Source organism: Novosphingobium malaysiense (genome assembly GCF_000802225.1).
Lineage (GTDB): Bacteria > Pseudomonadota > Alphaproteobacteria > Sphingomonadales > Sphingomonadaceae > Novosphingobium > Novosphingobium malaysiense.
Window position 1 is genome coordinate 1 of record NZ_JTDI01000052.1, and the last position, 475, is coordinate 475.

At 61.1% G+C, this 475-nt stretch carries 1 protein-coding gene; it reads left to right on the forward strand.

What is annotated here, in order from left to right; translation table 11 throughout:
* Nucleotides 1-54: 54 nt before the first annotated feature.
* A partial coding sequence (locus tag LK12_RS23470) for a phosphotransferase family protein (RefSeq protein WP_231568479.1) occupies nucleotides 55-475 on the forward strand: 421 nt, incomplete at its 3' end.

Genomic DNA, 475 nt, shown 5'->3' on the forward strand with positions numbered 1-475 from the left:
GTCGAAGGTGTGCCGATTACCGATACCCTCCCCGCCAATTACGGCCCGGACGGCGTGAAACGGTTAGGGCTGTCTCTGATGGAGACGCTCGGCGCAGTCCACCAAGTTGATCCCTCCGCCCTGCAAGCCAAAGGATTTGGAAAGCCGCAAGGTTTTGCCAAACGACAGGTCCATCGCTGGCTCGAGACCCGCAGGCGCAGCGCAGTACGGGACCTGCCGCTGCTTGATGAAATCGGCGCGTGGCTGTTGGGCAGCTTGCCCACCGAGCAGCCCCCGGCCATCATTCACTGCGACTTTCACCTCGACAACTGCCTGGCGGCCCGCGATGTCCCCGAAGTCCGTGCCGTGATCGACTGGGAAATGGCAACGCTTGGCGATCCGCTTGTCGATCTCGGCCTTTGCCTGTTCTTCTGGAAACGCGAGACCGAAAAGCCGATGGGTTTCGGTTTCGTACAGGCCGTTTCAAACTCACCCG